Genomic DNA, 13,184 nt, shown 5'->3' with positions numbered 1-13,184 from the left:
TAACTTTCTTGCCGCCGGGTTTCCTTGATTTGAATCAAAGTTTACATTCAAACCGATGTTAACCCCGTCCATCCAGGATCTTCTGGGCCCATTCCGTTTGTTCCGGCGTGGGTGGCTTTACGTCTTTGAGTACGTAAGGCAGTCCCAGGGTTTCCCATTTGTACTGGCCCATACTGTGGTAGGGCAGCACTTCCACCTTCTGCACATTGGGCAGGCTGGCGATGAATTCCCGGGTCTTCCGGAGATCCGCTTCGCCGTCCGTATAGCCGGGCACCAGTACCTGACGCACCCAGATGGGTTTGCCGATTTCTGCCAGGTAATGGAACAGGTCCACAATGTTGGCATTGTCCTTGCCAGTGAGCTTTTTGTGGGCTGCCGGGTCAATGTGCTTGATATCCATCAGCAGGATATCCGTCAGTTCCATCAGCTGCTGGAATTTGCCAAAAAACGGCTCTTCCCGGGTAAAGGGCTGACCGGCCGTGTCGATACAGGTGCCGATGCCTCTTGCCTTGGCTTTCTGGAACAGTTCCAAAAGAAAATCTAATTGCAGCAGGGGCTCACCGCCGCTCACGGTTATACCGCCTTCCGGTCCCCAGTAGGGACGATAGCGTTCCGCCTGATTCAGCAGTTCGTCGGCCGTCTTTTCCTGACCGCCTGCCAGATTCCAGGTGTCCGCATTGTGGCAGTATAGGCAGCGAAGGCTGCACCCCTGTACGAAAATAATGAAGCGGGTCCCAGGCCCATCTACGGACCCAAAGGATTCAATGGAGTGAATCCGTCCTTTTACCATCTTTATACCTCCTGGTAAAACAAAGTGGCTATATATTGGGGGTGAGGGTCCAACCCCTCCCCTTTATATAGCCATTTTACTAAATTTTGTCAACGGAATCTTTGATTACAATCAAACATTCCTTAGGGTTTGGCCAAGGCTTTCAGCCCGGCAGCATTCAAAAGCTGCATACCACTTTGGCCCACTTTCTTTATCAGACCCTCCCGTTCCAGCTCCTGGAGCTTCCGGCTGATGGTCTCGGGCCGCAGGCGCACGCTGGCGGCAATGTCGTCCAGGCGCAGGGTCACCAGGTCCCCGGCCTGATGCCGGTAGAGATAGTCTAAAAAACCGGCAATCCGGGCCTTGGGCTCAGCAATGGACAGCAGCAGGTTACGCTGGTTGGCGTCGTGGAGTTTTTTGCTCAAGAGGCCAATAATCTTCAGCGCGATCTCCGGCTCCTGGATTTCCCGTTCAAAATCTTTCAGGTATAGCTTGCAGTAGTCCACATCCGTCAGGCACATGGCCCCATAAGGAAATACGCTGCCGTCAATAAAGGCCCCTTCCCAGATGGTGTCATGGTCGGCAAAAATGCCTACAATCTGCTCCCGGCCGTCCCCGTCGTAGGTACTGAGTTTTACACGCCCCTTGTGGATTACATAGATGGCATCCACCGGCGTATCTTCTTGGAAAATATAACTGCCCTTTTTCTGTTTCTTGCGCAGGGCCAGCGCCATGAGCCCCCGGACTTTCTCTTCCGGCAGGCCCGCCAGGAAATCTACGTGTTCCAGACAGGAATCTCCGCAGTCCTCACATTGGATGGGTATCCGTTCGGACAATCCCTGGTCCCCCCTTTCTTGCCAAGGCTGCCGGCGGTATAGGCCCGCAGCCTGCTGCCTGAACCAGCTAAGCCGGTCTGGCAGTACTTCGTTAGTTCGCTTTATTCGCCGCGTACAGGGCCTGGAATACGGCCTGGAGCTTTTTATCCCGCTCCTTCTTGGCCGCCTCTCCCCGTCCGCTGCTGTAGTCGTAAAAGCCTTTGCCGGTCTTGACCCCCAGGTCACCTCGGTCCACCTTTTCTTTGAGAATGGTCGGCACTTCGTGGCCGTCAGCCAGGTCCGGCATCAGATAAGAACTGACCCCGGCAAAGATATCCAGGCCGCCAAAATCCATGGTTTCCAAAGGTCCCAGGCAGGCCCAGCGGAAGCCCAGGCCGTACTTCATGACGGCATCGGCGGCTTCGGCACTGACCACCCCCTGCTCCACCATATGGCAGACTTCCCGGACCACTGCCAGCTGAATCCGGTTGGCAGCAAAGCCCGGCACGTCCTTTTCGATGACTGCCGGCTTCTTTTGGATGGCCAGAGCCAGGTCGTAGATGGCCTGGGCGGTTTCCGGGCTGGTCTTGTCATTTTTGATGATTTCAATCAGAGGAATCAGCGTAGGCGGATTGAACCAATGCATACCCAGGAACCGTTGCGGCCCCTGCACGGCCTCTGCCAGCTTGTTGATGGACAGGCCGGAAGTATTGGTAGCAATCAGGGTGTCCTTCCGGGCCAGGGCAGAGATTTCCTTGTAGAAATCCAGCTTGATGGCCAGGTCTTCCACGATATTTTCCACAATCAGGTCGCAGTCCGCAAAAGCGGCCTTGTCCGTCGTGTAGGTAATTTTGTCCGCTGCTTCCGGGGCAATCTTGGTTTTGGCTTTATCCAGGGTAGCCTGGCGATGGTTCCAGAGAATCACCTGGTAGCCAAAACGGGCAAAGATTTCGGCCATGGAGTAGCCCATGGTGCCGGCACCGGCAATGGTAATTCTTGCAATTTTCATGAGTAAGACTTCTTTCTCTTTTCAGTATGCAGAATTGTTATAATAGATTTTTTAATCGTTTGTAGTGCAAAAAGTCGTCATTTTCTCCGATTTTCCGAACATTATCGATGGTTGAAATCTCGAACGTTTCGACTTCATCTTCCTGGATATGCACGTCTGATGCGGTAAAAGGCAGGATAAACTGGTAGATATCTACGAAATAATTATTGTGTTCTTCCGGACTATCGTTCCGGTATGTATGGATTAATTTGCCTTGTTCCTTTAATACTTTTAAACCTGTTTCTTCCTGTACTTCCCGCAAAACGGCTTCTTCCGAGGTTTCGCCGGCCCGCACGCCGCCGCCGGGAATCTCCCATTTCAGGGGTGCCCATTCTTTATCGGCTTTGCGCTGGGTAATCAGCAGCCGGCCCTCCGGGGTCTTCACCAGGGCCAGCACGGTCAGGTGGTAATCTCCGTCCTGCATATGCCAGTCGTTCCGTTTCATGGTGCGGCCGGTAGGCTGCTTATTGCTGTCATAAATGTCCCACAATTCCATCCAATTCACCGCCTTTTCATAATGCTTCTATTATAAGCGTGGAAAAGGCTTTGGGCAAGGGGGCAGAACAAAGGCCGAACAATCCGAAACAGGGTACGGCAAGCCTTGCAAGAGGCCAGAAAACAGAAAACGAGGGCCTGCACAAAGGCAATCGCCTTGCACAGACCCTCGCAAAATGCAGTGGTTACGTTTTATTTTCCCCGGTTAGCTTTGATTCTATCCTGCACTTGCTTGTATTCCGGATCATTGTCAAAGTCATAGGTATTCTTGGGACCTACAGCATAGTGGAGCCACAGGAAATCGTCCGCCAGTTTTTCCACGTCCAGAAGTTTAAAGACCACTGGCGCATCGGTGGAAAGGCCGGGTTTAGCCAAAAACAGGGGCTGGGTGTCCGGGTTGCCGTCGGCTGCCGGAGCCATGACGATGCTCATTTCGTCCACCAGACCGGCTTGGACAAAGGACCAGTTGATGGTACCGCCGCCGGCCAGCATCATGGATTCCACGTGGAGCAGATCCTTTGCCTTTTTGCACAGCAGTTCTAGGTCGGGCTTATCCGTACCGCAGATCAGGTAGCTGATGCCCAGGCTGCGCAGGTAGGCCTTATAGGCGTTGGGGGTAGCTTCCGTCAGCACTTCCACCACGTGCATGGTCCGGCCGCTTTCTTCCAGGGTATTTTTCGGCCAGCAAATCCGGCCGTGGGTGTCCATGACCAACTGGTACACTCCCAAAGCAGCGCCGGGAGCCAGGTAGTCTCCGGCAGGTACGGGGGCTGCGTTTTCATCCAGCTCCGGTTTCTTGTAATAGGTGTAGTTATCTTCAATGGTAATCCTGCCTTCTAAGGTGGCTTCATACTGGAAGCGGGCCTCGGGTCCAAAAATCATCTTGTAGAACACGTCGTTTTCCGTGTTGGTTTCCGGAATCCACAAATATTTGCCCATAATCTTTCCGTCCAAGGACGTTTCCATATGGCAGAAAATAAAGGGGCGATCAGTTTTGTTCATGTTGAAACCTCCTTTGTGTTTTCCCTTTTATTGTACACGTTGGGGAATCAATAAGCCAATGCTTATTGTTTTGCCTTTGCTATGCCTAAACCGTATGGAACTAGTCCTTAGGGCTGCTCCTCCTCCGGGTCACCAGCCAAGAACTCGGTTTTGCCTTCCTGGTCCTCCCGGATTTCCGCCTGGTAGAGGCCCACGTGCTGCAGGGCTGCCACCACATCGTAGACGGTGCGGCCTTCGGCATCGGCATACAGTTCCCCCACCCCAGGATTATCCTGGGTAAACAGGTTGTCCGCAAAGGCCAGGTCCTGGCGCTGGGGTATGCCCAGCAGGGTGAAAATTTGCTTCAGGGGGCAGCCCTCCGTATCGTCCCGCAGGAGCATTTCGTTATACTTGTACTTGCCGATTTCCGAATGGGGTCCGCCAAAGCCAAAGGCGGACAGCCCATCGTTTACCAGTACGTCCCCGAACACCTCCAGAAGGTCCAGGGCCTCCTTGGCATCGATGGCGTCCAGATAGTATACACCATTATGGGTGCCCGCCATAATCCCGGGCTGATCCCCTTTGGGTTCCTGGAGAATTTTTTCCTCATTGCTCTTTAGCGGCACCTCCAAAAAGAAAAAGAGGCTCTCCTTGGGGTGCAGGGCCAAATAGTTCTCGAACACCGGCCGGATATGCTCGGCACTGACCTGGGCATCGGCCTTGTTTTCCTGAAGCAGGAACCCTTCCTGCAAAGGCTCTGCCTGTGCTTCTGGAAGGGCAAAGTGATTGCCCTTCACAAATTGAAATATTCCCATAGCTCTCCCCCGTTTCTGCTGCTTGGTTTCCGTCCTTGGGTGCAAACTTCCTTTTATCTATTTCGAGAGAAAAAAGGGGAACCCTGCAATAGCGGCAGGATTCCCAAGTAATTTTATTATTCCAGGCCCCAATTGGGGTCCTTGTACAGGCTCCGGCCCACGCCTATCAGGTCCGCAGTCCCTGCAGCCAGGGCCTTGTTCACGTCTTCCGCCTGGGTATAGCCGCCGGTGAGCAGCAGCGGCAGGTCCGTTACCTGACGGATGGCCCTGGCCTGGTCCCCGAACCAGCCGGGCGCCGTAATACCCGGGAGCACATAGCCGCACAGGCCGCCGGTAAGGCTGAGGAAATCAATATTTTCCTGGGCCAGCAGCAAGGCCGCCTGGGCTGCGTCTTCGGCAGTGCTGCCGCCGGGGGTATAGTCGCTGCCCCCCAGCCGCACGGAAACCGGGTAGTCCGAGCCGACGGCTTTGCGAACGGCGTGGATGACCTCCCGGAGAAAACGGGTGCGGTTTTCCAGATTCTGGGGGCCGTACTCGTCCTCCCGCTTGTTGGCCAGGGGGGAATAGAACTGGTTCAGCAGGTAGCCGTGGGCACAGTGGATTTCCACCCCGTCGTAACCAGCTTCCTGGGCTCTCCGGGCCGCCTGGGCGTACAGGTCCGTAAGCTGGTGAATCTCGTCAACGGTCAGAGGCCGAGGCGTTTCCTTCAGCACGGGAACATTGCTGGCGGAAAGAATCTGTCCGCCGGTATGCTCGCTGGCGGTCTTGGCGCCGGCGTGGTTAATCTGGGAAATGACAGCAATCCCCGGCCGGGCAGCGTGGAGCCGTGCCACCAGCGCCCGGTGCTGGGGCACCAGCCGGTCTTCTGCCAGGGACAGCTGATTGCCGCCGGTGGTGCCGCTTTTGGCAATATAGGCGTGTTCCAGCTCAAGCAGCCCCACCAGGGGATTTCTAGCAATGGCCTCGTAGTGGCGAAGCAGCTTTTCCGTGGGAGCACCGTCCTCGGCACCGGAGCTGTGGGTAGCCATGGGCGGGCACACCAGCCGAGTGGCCAGGGTAATATGCTTTAATTCCAGTTTCTCTTGTATTGCAGTCATACTTTTCTCCTTCTGCCGCTAGGCGGCACACTGCCAAGGGCACGGGCCGGGCTGGCAGAAATAGTTGGTTTCAATTTATTTGGCAGTTTATACGGTGCGCATCCGGTGCCGACGTTCCTGAAGACGCCTTGCCGTTACGTCGTCCATTTGCAGCAGCAGCTGGTCCACTTTGGCAAGGGCCTGCTGCCGATCCTTGGGCAGACGAGCCACCATCAGAATGCTGCTGGTAGAGGTCACCGTATCCACCGTAATGGGGTTCTGGAAATTCTCCAGCAAGGTCCGGATTTCCAGAAGCCGTTCCCGCTCGCTGGCTTCCTGGAATTCGCCCCGGGCAGCCCGCTGGGCCAGTTCCGTTCCAGGCAGCAGGGCTACATTGGTCAGATACATATAGTAGGGATGAATCTGGTTCCAGATGGCAGCGCTTTTCCGGGCGGATTCTTCCAGCTTCCCAGCACCGGCCAGACCTCCCAGGTAGATGCTCCGGTAGGGCAGACCTGCTGCATCCATTTTACCACAGGCTTCCACAATTTCGGCAGCCTGGTAGCCTTTGTTCATGGCAGTCAGCACCGCGTCATCCCCGCTTTCAATGCCCAGCACCAGGTCGTCCAGCCCGTGGGCCTTGATGCGCTTGATATCCTCCACCGTCTTATCCCGGAAATCCGCTACTGTGGCATAGGTGGACAGTCGGGCGTCAGGATAATACTTCCGAATCAGGTCCCACACGGCAATCTGTTTTTCCGTGCTGAGCACAAAGGGGTCTCCCCCAGAAGCCCAGATGTCCCGGGCATCCGGCCAGTTTTCCTTGGCTTCCTGGAGGTCCTCCTCAATTTGGGACAGGGGTGCCACCCAAAAGGGCGTACCCTCATAAAAATTGCAGAAGGCGCAGCTGTTGTGGGAACAGCCGGCGGTCACTTCGATAAACAAACTATTAGCGTCCGTAGCGGGGCGGACAATGGGTCCATGAAAATGCATAATTGCCTCCTTATAATGTATCAACATTTCGTGAAATTGAGATATGTATGGTTAGAAATAGCCCTGGCTAGGTTATGCAGCGGTTGGCAGCGGAACCTGGCCGCCCTGCCTCCTCCAGCGGCCAATTGGGGTGTTACAGTTCGGTTCCGATGTACTGGGCTAACTTCTGGATGCCCTCCTCGTTCCGACGGTAATAGGTCCATTTGCCGAAACGGCGGGATTCCAAAAGTCCGGCCTGCTGCAGCAGATCCAAATAATGGGAACCTGCGGACTGGGCAATGTGTGCCTTGTCGCAGATGGAGCCCACGCACACCCCCCGCTCGAAGCTGTCTCCGTCGGGAATGTGCAGACCCTGGGGCGGAAAATATTTTTCCGGCTCCTTGAGCCATTGCAGGATCTGCAAACGTTTTTCGTTTGCCAGTGCTTTGAATACGTCTAGGGGTTCCATGGACTCTATTATATCTCATTTTCGAGATTTGTCAATTTTTTACTCCACCACTGTGCTACAATAAAGGGGACAAAGGAGTTGATCGTATGGAGCTGCGGGTTCTTCATTACTTTTTGATGGTGGCCAAAGAAGAGAATATTTCCCATGCGGCAGAGCTGCTGCACATTACCCAGCCCACCCTGTCCAGGCAGATGTCCGACCTGGAGGAGGAACTGGGCACGCCGCTTTTGGTCCGGGGCAAGCGGAAAACCACCCTGACGGACGCCGGCCAGGTGCTGTACAAACGGGCGGAGCAGCTGATTTCCCTGGCCCAGCACACCAAGGCGGAACTCAGCCACCAGGGGGAGATTGCCGCAGGGGACATCTACCTGGGCTGCGCCGAGTCCAAGGCCATGGGGCTTTTGGCCCAGGCGGCCAAGGTGCTTCACGACAGCTACCCCGGCATCCACTACCATCTCTACTCTGCCAAGGCCGACGACGTAACGGAGCGGCTGGACAAGGGACTGCTGGATTTTGGGCTGCTGATTGAGCCCGGCTCCATTCGGCAGTACGACAGCCTGGAGCTGCCCATTCGAGACGAATGGGGTGTCTGAATGGGGTGTCTATATGCGCAAAAGCTCTCCCCTGGCCCAAAAGGCTGCCCTAAAGCCCCAGGACCTGTGGCAGGAACCGCTGTTCATTTCCCGGCAGACCCTGGACACCCACGAGCTCTACCACTGGCTGCAGCGCTCTCCCGACGAGCTGAATATCCTGGGCACCTACAATCTGGTGTACAACGCGTCCCTGATGGTGAGCGCAGGCCTGGGCAGCGCCCTGTGCCTGGACCAGCTGATTCCCACCGGGCCGGACTCGGAGCTGTGCTTCCGGAAACTGGACCCGCCCCTGTACGCCCGGGTGTATCTGGTGTGGAAAAAGGAACAGCTGCTGAGCAATGCAGTGAAGCTGTATTTGGCGGAAGTGCAGAAACTGGTCCAGGCATAAACTTAATCATGTAAAAAGAAGAGGCTGTGAAAAAATGAGCTTTCATTTTTTCACAGCCTCTTTCTCATTCATCAATTAGGCCAAGGGCTTAGTCGTCGTCTTCGTCCATAGCTTCCGCCATTTCCTGCCACAGCTGGGCTTCCTCCGGTTCTTCCCAGTCGCTGTAGATGGTGCTCAGCCGCTGCGCGGCTTTTGCAGCGCAGGTTCCGCCCAGGGAGTAGGTCTTTTTCAGCAGTTCCACAGCTTTTTCCGGGTCCGCCTCCACTCCGCTGCCGTTCCAATAGCTCTGGGCCAGCAGGTAATAGCCCTGGGCCTGGCCCAGGTCCCCAGCGATTTTGTTCCAGGCATTGGCTTCTTCGTACTGGTCCTGGCTCAAATACAGGTTTCCCAGCTCCTGGGCAGCAAGGCCTGCCAGTTCCTCACCGCACGCATAGGTTTTCCGCAGAAACTCCAGGGTTTTCTCCAAATTTGCAGGAACCCCTTTGCCGGCCGCATAGCAGGCCGCCAGGGCATAGTACCCACACTCAAAGTCCAGTTCTGCGGATTTTTGGAACCAGCTGAGAGCTTTCGCAAACTGCTCCTGGTGCAAATACCACTGGCCCACGTTAAAGGCCGCATCACCGGCGGGTTCTCCGCCCATTTCATAGGCCTTCACATACAGGTCCCGGGCTTTTTCCCCATCCTGGGGGACCCCGTCACCGGCTTCATAGCAGCCGGCCAGGTTGAAATAACCGCCGCCAAAGCCCTCGTCCCCGGCTTTTTTGTACCAGGCTGCGGCCTCCACATAGGCACTCTCCTCCTGGGCATAGTAGAGCCCCACCTGGTTGGCGGCTGCGCCCTTGGTTCCGTCCCCGATATTGCTGGCCTTGATGTAGAATTCCACCGCTTTTGGCAAATCTACAGCGGTGCCCAAGCCCTTTTTCACATTATCCGCCAGATGGTACCAGCCCCAGGGATTTCCCGCTTCCCCGCACTTTTCACACCAGGCGTTGCCTTCCACGTATTTGCCGGCCTCACAGTACAGCTGGGCCAGTTCATAGGCAGCGTCCCCGGCAGCCTCGCCGCCTTGGGCATAGGCCTTTTGGAAGTACTTCCTGGCCAGCTCCTGATCCTCAGGAATGCCCCGGCCCAACAGGAGATTCCGGGCCAGATTGTACCAGCCCCAGTCGTAGTCCTTTTCGGCTGCCTTTTGGAACCAGGCATTGGCTTCCACCGGGCAGCCCTGGGCAAAATACGCCCGGCCCACGCCATTGGCGGCTTCCCCGGCAGTAGCGCCGCCCCGTTCGTAGGCCTTACGCAGGTATTTTTGGGCGTTGGGAAGGTCTTTTGGCGTTCCCAGACCCACCAGACAGCACTGGCCCAGGTTGAACATTCCCAGGGTGTCTCCCAGCTTCGCCGCTTTTTGGAACCATTCCACCGCCTCCGGGTACTCTTCCAGGTTATAGAGGAGCTCTCCCACTTTATTGGCTGCGCTTCCCTTGTACTTTCCAGGCAGGTTATAGGCGCGCTGATAAAAAGCCTTGGCCAGGTCCAAATCTTCAGGAAAGCCAAGTCCTTCCTGATAAGCATCTCCCCACCGAAGCCAGGCTTCTTGGGAACCCTTGTCGGCTGCCTCACGGAAATAATAGATTGCCTGTTCATACTTCTTTTGCAGCTGCAGCAGCACCCCTACGGCCGTAAGAATGCCGGCATCTCCTTTTTGGCCGGCCCTTTTCATCCAGTACAGGGCCTTGTCAGGATCCTGGGGAACCCGCTTGCCGTTTTGGTACAGTCTGGCCAATTCACAGGCCGCATAGGAATTTCCCTGCTCAGCTGCTGCTTTAAGCTCCGGCAGCACCTTTTGCACAGCCTCCGTAATGGCCTCGCCTTCCTGCAAAAAGGCAGCGTTCAGCCGGCAGAGCACATCTCCCAGGGCAGCACCCCTGCGTGCCCAAACTTTACCTGCCTCATAGTCCTGCCGGTCCTTGGGCAGCAGGTTCCAGTACAGCTCCGTCAGGAAATACATGGCAGGGCTGAGACCTGCCTCTGCGGCTTGCTCAAAGTAGGGCAGGGCTTCCTCATACTGACAATGGCTAAAACAGGAAAGTCCCTCTTCCAGGTTTCCTTCCGGGGAAAGCTCCGGCACGTCCTGCTCCTGGTCTTCGTCAGTGTCCTGGTCTTCGTCAGTGTCCTGGTCTTCGTTAGTGTCCTCGTCGTCTTCAGTTTCCTCGTCTTCGGCTTCAGCTTCTTCGGCCTCGCCTTCAGCGGTATCGTCCTCTTCCTCCGCCAAAGGTTCGTCAGTTTCTGGGACTTCTCCGGGAGCAGGGCCTTCCAGCCCCTCCAGGCGCAGTTCTTCACTGCTTAGGCCTTCAAACGGTCTAGCCTCGCCCAGGCGCTCCTGCTCCTGGGTTTTCTGGGCGGCAATCGCCTCCGTCTCCTGCCGCAGATTTGCTGCGGCCTTTTCCAAATCCGTCAGCACCGCAAGCTTTTCCCGCTGCTGCTCGTTTCTTTCTCTGCTATCCACCATAAAACAACGCTCCCTTCGCTGCACTTAATTTCTAGGATTCGGCGCATTCCTGTGCCAGGGGTCCGTCACTTCACCGGCTAACGGATCCGGTCCAAACCGGTTAGGACCCCGGGTGCCCCGGACGCCCACCATCAGCCCAAAGAAAATCAGGCTCACCAGGGAACCCAGAATTTCGCTATTCTTCAAAATCGCCTCCAGCAGGCCGATTCCCAAAAGATACCAGCCGGACTTTCCCAGGTCGTGAAGCCGCCGCACGGACAGGCACCAGGTCCAAGCCCAGCCCAGCAGGAGCAAGAGTCCTCCCACCAGGTACAGCAAAGCCCCGTACTCCACCCCCAAAACCAAAAGGAAAATCCCCAGCCCCAGGGCCAGCAGGGCTCCCAGGCTTTGGAGCAGATACTGCTTCCGTCCAATTCTTCCGTGGAAGGTCATGTTTTGGGAAAAATAATTTTTCAGGCTTTCGCCCATCTTCCTCATCCTTTCTCTAATCCTTACAGCTAAAGAAATCCAACCGCACAAGTTCCCCTTTCTTGACCGCTCTTTATACTACTTTAAGTATAGCAGAAGCCCTGGGGTGAATATTTCCCAGAAAAGAGAATCTTTGGGCGACGTTAAACGAGCCGAGAAAATTCCCGGTAAAGCAAGACTGCCGGCCATTTTGCGCCCAAGCTGGCTGCCTGAAAAAGTCTCACAAAATTCGAAAAAGGACTTCCTGACCCCGGACTTTTCTGCTACAATAAAGGAATTGAATGTGTCCAATTTGTGACCTAAGGAGCTGATTTTCCATGAATCTGACCTATTGGCTGCCCTTTTTCGTGGTGGTGTTCAGCAATACCTGCTACCATATTGTGGCCAAGTCCACCCCGGCGGGAGCGCCGCCTTTTTTGTCCCTGTGCGTCACCTACCTAGTGAGCTTTGTAATCAGCGCCGTTATCTACGCCGCTACCGGGCATTCTTTCCACCAGGACTGGAGCCAGCTGAACTGGACCAGCTATGCCTGGGGCTTTGTGCTGGTGGCCCTGGAAGCCGGCTACGTTTTTCTCTACCGGGTGGGCTGGAAAATCAGCGTGGCCTCGCTGTTTCTGAATGTTTCCGTGGCCCTGGCTCTGATTGTCATCGGGCTGGTGGTGTACAAGGACCACCTGTCCCTACGGGAAATGGCGGGGGTGGCCTTCTGCCTCTTAGGCATCGTTTTCCTCCACGGCTGACCAAATAACGCGAAAAATGTCTTCCAGCACTGGCTGCCGGGGGATTTTTCTGTCTGCCTGGCCCTTGCCAGGGCTGGGCTTTCCAGGCCTTTTCCTGGGGGTTAATTATGGTATACTATGATTGCTAAAAATTCTTAACGAAAGAGGTTGGGCCCATGAGTACAATTTACAGCAAAGACCTGCGGGGGGAGGAGTCCACAATTACTGTAGAAGACGATGCTCTGGAAGCACGGAAACGGCGTGCGGTCCCCACGAAGCGGGGGCTCTATCCCCACGAGCTGCTGCTCCTGTATTTTGCGCCCACCTTTTTCAGCGAAAAAAGCCTGAACCATTTTCCCGCCGCCTGGCGGGAGGCTTATACCCTGAAATATCCCCAGGAAGTGCTGCATTCCTTGGAAAAACGCGGTTTTCTTGAGCCCGCTCCTGCCCTCACCTGCTTGAAGGCGCTTCCCCTGCCGGAGTTGCGGGAAGCCGCAAGAGGGGTTAAACAGCAGTTTCTAAAAATCATACAAAGCCATATAAACATGATTATTTTGTACAAAATTCGAACAATATAATTGCATTTTGTAATATAATAGTATTAATAATTTACAGAATGGAGGTGATGCTGTGATTGTCTCTAAAACTTTTACGATTGAAACACGACTCAATCAAAATGATAATGCTGATCTAATTAAATACGTCAAGGAGTATAATGCTCTCTATGGCAGAATGTTACGCTTTGCGTGGCATCGTTATAACAATGGCGGCAAGTTTTCTGTAAAGAAAAGCCAGTTCAATACGCTTTTACAAATACAATTTGGAGTAAACAAGCGTTTTGCTAATTCTGTTATCTCTGAAGTCGAGGGTTTATATCGAGGCTTATATCAGTTGAAATGGTATGAGTATAAGCAGTTGAGTGGAAAAATAACGAAACTCTACAGTAAACGGAATAAACTTTGTAAACAAGTATTTGCTTTGAAGGAAAAAGCTCGAAACAATCAGTTGTCACCTTCTGCTTTGAGATATTATCGCAGGCAAAAAGAGAAAATCTTTTACACGGGTCAAAA

At 54.7% G+C, this 13,184-nt stretch carries 14 protein-coding genes and 1 pseudogene; 4 read left to right on the top strand and 11 right to left on the bottom strand.

Annotation, left to right across the window (positions count from 1 at the left end; genetic code table 11):
* Positions 1–58: 58 nt before the first annotated feature.
* From pflA to DW089_RS08710, 9 genes are all read right to left on the bottom strand, one after another.
* Positions 59–790 carry a pyruvate formate-lyase-activating protein gene (gene pflA, locus DW089_RS08750; RefSeq protein WP_105325449.1) on the bottom strand — a complete coding sequence of 244 codons (732 nt, stop codon included), beginning with the start codon at positions 788–790 and terminating at the stop codon, positions 59–61.
* Positions 791–912: 122 nt separating this feature from the next.
* Complete coding sequence (locus tag DW089_RS08745) at positions 913–1,605, bottom strand: Crp/Fnr family transcriptional regulator (protein ID WP_105325448.1); 693 nt, start codon at positions 1,603–1,605, stop codon at positions 913–915.
* Positions 1,606–1,696: 91 nt separating this feature from the next.
* Positions 1,697–2,593, bottom strand: a complete 897-nt coding sequence (locus DW089_RS08740; protein WP_105325447.1) for a 3-hydroxyacyl-CoA dehydrogenase family protein — start codon at positions 2,591–2,593, stop codon at positions 1,697–1,699.
* Between the two features lie 37 nt (positions 2,594–2,630).
* On the bottom strand, positions 2,631–3,128 hold the full coding sequence (locus DW089_RS08735; protein WP_105325446.1) for an NUDIX domain-containing protein: 498 nt from the start codon (positions 3,126–3,128) through the stop codon (positions 2,631–2,633).
* Positions 3,129–3,319: 191 nt separating this feature from the next.
* Positions 3,320–4,129 carry a RibD family protein gene (locus DW089_RS08730; RefSeq protein WP_105325445.1) on the bottom strand — a complete coding sequence of 270 codons (810 nt, stop codon included), beginning with the start codon at positions 4,127–4,129 and terminating at the stop codon, positions 3,320–3,322.
* Between the two features lie 107 nt (positions 4,130–4,236).
* Entirely contained in the window at positions 4,237–4,923 is a 687-nt protein-coding gene (locus tag DW089_RS08725; RefSeq protein WP_105325444.1) for a hypothetical protein, read from the bottom strand.
* A 116-nt stretch (positions 4,924–5,039) separates the two neighbouring features.
* Entirely contained in the window at positions 5,040–6,020 is a 981-nt protein-coding gene (locus tag DW089_RS08720) for an NADH:flavin oxidoreductase (RefSeq protein WP_118287111.1), read from the bottom strand.
* Between the two features lie 87 nt (positions 6,021–6,107).
* Positions 6,108–6,992 (bottom strand): radical SAM protein, encoded by an 885-nt coding sequence (locus DW089_RS08715; RefSeq protein WP_158572352.1) that lies wholly within the window; start codon positions 6,990–6,992, stop codon positions 6,108–6,110.
* 133 nt (positions 6,993–7,125) lie between these two features.
* Positions 7,126–7,440 (bottom strand): helix-turn-helix transcriptional regulator, encoded by a 315-nt coding sequence (locus tag DW089_RS08710; protein WP_105325441.1) that lies wholly within the window; start codon positions 7,438–7,440, stop codon positions 7,126–7,128.
* An 86-nt stretch (positions 7,441–7,526) separates the two neighbouring features.
* On the opposite strand from DW089_RS08710, the pseudogene DW089_RS11815 reads away from it, so the two are divergent.
* A pseudogene (locus DW089_RS11815) lies at positions 7,527–8,421 on the top strand (LysR family transcriptional regulator).
* An 88-nt stretch (positions 8,422–8,509) separates the two neighbouring features.
* Here the strand turns inward: DW089_RS11815 and DW089_RS08700 are convergent.
* Entirely contained in the window at positions 8,510–10,927 is a 2,418-nt protein-coding gene (locus tag DW089_RS08700; protein ID WP_158572351.1) for a tetratricopeptide repeat protein, read from the bottom strand.
* Between the two features lie 24 nt (positions 10,928–10,951).
* Positions 10,952–11,359: a DUF805 domain-containing protein gene (locus DW089_RS08690; RefSeq protein WP_199614752.1), complete on the bottom strand. Its 408-nt coding sequence runs from the start codon at positions 11,357–11,359 to the stop codon at positions 10,952–10,954.
* A gap of 353 nt (positions 11,360–11,712) precedes the next feature.
* On the opposite strand from DW089_RS08690, the gene DW089_RS08685 reads away from it, so the two are divergent.
* The 3 genes from DW089_RS08685 to DW089_RS08675 form a co-directional block, all read left to right on the top strand.
* Positions 11,713–12,135, top strand: coding sequence for a hypothetical protein (locus DW089_RS08685; protein ID WP_105325438.1), 423 nt, complete (start codon positions 11,713–11,715; stop codon positions 12,133–12,135).
* 155 nt (positions 12,136–12,290) lie between these two features.
* Positions 12,291–12,692: a hypothetical protein gene (locus DW089_RS08680; protein ID WP_105325437.1), complete on the top strand. Its 402-nt coding sequence runs from the start codon at positions 12,291–12,293 to the stop codon at positions 12,690–12,692.
* Positions 12,693–12,744: 52 nt separating this feature from the next.
* The coding region (locus DW089_RS08675; protein WP_147351160.1) for a hypothetical protein at positions 12,745–13,184 on the top strand (440 nt) is incomplete at its 3' end.

The sequence above is a fragment of the Acidaminococcus sp. AM05-11 genome, assembly GCF_003472805.1.
Lineage (GTDB): Bacteria > Bacillota > Negativicutes > Acidaminococcales > Acidaminococcaceae > Acidaminococcus > Acidaminococcus hominis.
The sequence above is the reverse complement of the archived record's forward strand: the minus strand, read 5'-3'. Positions and strand labels throughout refer to the sequence as shown.

Coding starts and splice junctions, on each gene's coding strand:
- DW089_RS08735 (WP_105325446.1), bottom strand. CDS start 3,128: ATGGAATTGTGGGACATTTATGACAGCAATAAGCAGCCTACCGGCCGC.
- DW089_RS08730 (WP_105325445.1), bottom strand. CDS start 4,129: ATGAACAAAACTGATCGCCCCTTTATTTTCTGCCATATGGAAACGTCC.
- pflA (WP_105325449.1), bottom strand. CDS start 790: ATGGTAAAAGGACGGATTCACTCCATTGAATCCTTTGGGTCCGTAGAT.
- DW089_RS08720 (WP_118287111.1), bottom strand. CDS start 6,020: ATGACTGCAATACAAGAGAAACTGGAATTAAAGCATATTACCCTGGCC.
- DW089_RS08710 (WP_105325441.1), bottom strand. CDS start 7,440: ATGGAACCCCTAGACGTATTCAAAGCACTGGCAAACGAAAAACGTTTG.
- DW089_RS08715 (WP_158572352.1), bottom strand. CDS start 6,992: ATGCATTTTCATGGACCCATTGTCCGCCCCGCTACGGACGCTAATAGT.
- DW089_RS08685 (WP_105325438.1), top strand. CDS start 11,713: ATGAATCTGACCTATTGGCTGCCCTTTTTCGTGGTGGTGTTCAGCAAT.
- DW089_RS08700 (WP_158572351.1), bottom strand. CDS start 10,927: ATGGTGGATAGCAGAGAAAGAAACGAGCAGCAGCGGGAAAAGCTTGCG.
- DW089_RS08740 (WP_105325447.1), bottom strand. CDS start 2,593: ATGAAAATTGCAAGAATTACCATTGCCGGTGCCGGCACCATGGGCTAC.
- DW089_RS08725 (WP_105325444.1), bottom strand. CDS start 4,923: ATGGGAATATTTCAATTTGTGAAGGGCAATCACTTTGCCCTTCCAGAA.
- DW089_RS08680 (WP_105325437.1), top strand. CDS start 12,291: ATGAGTACAATTTACAGCAAAGACCTGCGGGGGGAGGAGTCCACAATT.
- DW089_RS08690 (WP_199614752.1), bottom strand. CDS start 11,359: ATGACCTTCCACGGAAGAATTGGACGGAAGCAGTATCTGCTCCAAAGC.